Annotated in this window: 2 protein-coding genes and 1 pseudogene; 1 reads left to right on the plus strand and 2 read right to left on the minus strand. The window is 70.2% G+C overall.

What is annotated here, in order from left to right; genetic code table 11:
• Together ACWGH4_RS34340 and ACWGH4_RS34345 are read right to left on the minus strand one after the other, a co-directional pair.
• Window positions 1-225: pseudogene (locus ACWGH4_RS34340) on the minus strand (dihydrofolate reductase family protein); the annotation flags it as partial.
• A gap of 138 nt (window positions 226-363) precedes the next feature.
• Window positions 364-1,326, minus strand: coding sequence for an alpha/beta hydrolase family protein (locus ACWGH4_RS34345; RefSeq protein WP_453467732.1), 963 nt, complete (start codon window positions 1,324-1,326; stop codon window positions 364-366).
• 168 nt (window positions 1,327-1,494) lie between these two features.
• Between ACWGH4_RS34345 and ACWGH4_RS34350 the strand changes: the two genes are divergently transcribed.
• Window positions 1,495-2,091, plus strand: a complete 597-nt coding sequence (locus ACWGH4_RS34350) for an SbtR family transcriptional regulator (protein WP_441267101.1) — start codon at window positions 1,495-1,497, stop codon at window positions 2,089-2,091.
• The last annotated feature ends 188 nt before the right edge of the window (window positions 2,092-2,279 follow it).

Genomic DNA, 2,279 nt, shown 5'->3' on the forward strand with positions numbered 1-2,279 from the left:
GATCTCGGCGCCGATGTTGCGTGCGAAGTCTCGCGTGAAGTAGTCGTCGAGGCCGCGGCTCCCTCCGGGGTCGGTACGCATGGGCCAGCTCGCCGTGGCACCGGCCCAGGCGAACAGTTTCTCGGGATGGGCGTGGCCGAACGGGCTCTCGAGGCTCTGGTGCTCACCGGCACCGATGCCGTCACTTGAGACGTTGAAGTTCATCACTCTCAGTAGCTGATCCATGTTTTTCCTCATCAGATTCCCGCGCATCCCTCGTACGGCAATGCGCTCTCCATCAAGGCGTCGAACGGGAGGTGGCCGGATCGACAGCGGCCCGTAAGTTTTTCCGAGGAGTCGCCGGGAGGGTGCCTTCTTGGGGGCTTACTTGGATTCGACTCGTCCTACCGGGTCGGGGCCGGCCGTCAGTGCCTCGCACGCGGTGTGCCACGTGGGGGCGTCGGGGTGGAGCCGGGTGTGGAGGTAGGCCGCGGTGAGACGGGCGAGGGCGGCGACTCGCTCGGGGTTCTCGTCCGTGGTCTCGGCGGCGTCGTATCCGGCGATCCCGCCGAGTCCGTGCTCCGCGTCGAACAGGGTGAGCAGGGTCTTGGGGCCGGGGGCGAGGGTGTAGGGGTCGGCGTGCCACTGCGGCCCCATGTCGGTGAAGTGCCGGGAGTCGTCCTTGTCGCCGGCGACGACCAGCGCGGGTGTGGTCATGGTGGAGAAGTCGACTGCTCCGATGATCGGCCACTGCTCGGCCATGGGCCCGTTGAGGGCTTCGCCGCCTCTGCCGGGCGCGGCGAGCAGTACGCCTGCCTTGATGCGGGGTTCGAGGAGGTGCACCACGTTCCCGGTGTCGGGGTCGGCGAGTCCGGCGCCGAGGAGGAGGGCGGCGGTGAAGCCGCCGAGCGAGTGTCCGGCGAGGGCGACCTTGGTGGGGTCGATCCGTCCGGCGAGCTGCGGCACGGTGCGTTCGATCGTGTCGAGCCGGTCGAGGATGTGGGTCATGTCCTCGGCGCGGGAGCGCCAGAAGTCGGGTGCGCCGGGTGCGTCGGCGACCAGGTGGCTCAGTGTCCGGGAGGTGAGGTGGGTGGGCTGGATGACGGTGAATCCGTGGGCGGCCCAGAAGTTGGCGAGCGGTGCGTAGCCGTTGAGGGACGAGAGGTGGTGCGAGGGGCCGTGGCCGTGGGAGAGGAGGAGGACGGGGAGGCCGGTTCCGGTCGCGGGTGCGGAGACGCGTACGTGGAGGTCCACGGGGCGTCCGGGCACGGTGAGGACCACGGGGCTGTAGGACAGGACCGGGGCGGGCGTGCTCGTGGTGTCGGTGCTGGTGGTGGAGGTGCTCACGATGTGGGTTTCCCTTTCGGTGGCGCCTGCCGGTGCCGGTCTCCTGCGGGCGGTGGCGGGCAGGGCGGTCAGGAGCGTCCCGTTTCGGCTAACCTGAAACGGAACACTGCTCCATTTAGTATTCGGAGCACTGCTCCGTTTTGTCAATCGGTATGGAAGGACTACGTGATGGCCACCGACAGCCCTGCCGGGGAGGCGCCGTCCCGAGGCAAGCGGGCCGACGCGCAGCGCAACCGGGAGACGGTGCTCGCGGCCGCCGCCGAGGTGTTCGTGACCTCCGGCGTCGACGCGCCGATCCGCCAGATCGCGGCCCGGGCGGGCGTCGGGATGGCCACGATCTACCGCCACTTCCCGACCCGGGCGGATCTCGTCACCGCCGTCTACCGCCACCAGATCGAGGCCTGCGCCGAGGCCGGCCCGCACCTGCTGGCCGGCGCCGACTCCCCGTTCGACGCGCTGAGCGAATGGATCGACCTCTTCGTCGACTTCCTGGTCACCAAGCACGGCCTCGCCGACGCCCTGCAGTCCGACAGCGACCGCTTCGCCGCTCTGCACGCCTACTTCCTCGACCGCCTGCTGCCTGTCTGCGCCCAACTGCTCGACGCCGCGGTGGAGGCCGGCGACATCAGGCCCGGCTTGCAGCCGTACGAGCTGATGCGCGGCATCGGCAACCTGTGCATCGGACGCGACGACGACCCCCGCTACGACCCCCGACGCCTGATCGCCGTCCTCCTCCAGGGGCTGCAGCCACCTCACGCGTCCTGACGCCGGCGAGCACCATCGCGGCCTGGTGCCTCCGCGACCTCCACGCGGGGCCGCCTCTCGACCGGGCGACGACGGCGCCGGGCGGCAGTGCCTCTGCGCTGGACGCCGTCACGTCCCTCGTGGGCCCTGTCGGTGCCGCCATGCCGCGCCTCCGGCGGTCAGGGCGAACAGGGCTGTATTACTCGCGC

The sequence above is a fragment of the Streptomyces sp. NPDC054847 genome (genome assembly GCF_053610925.1).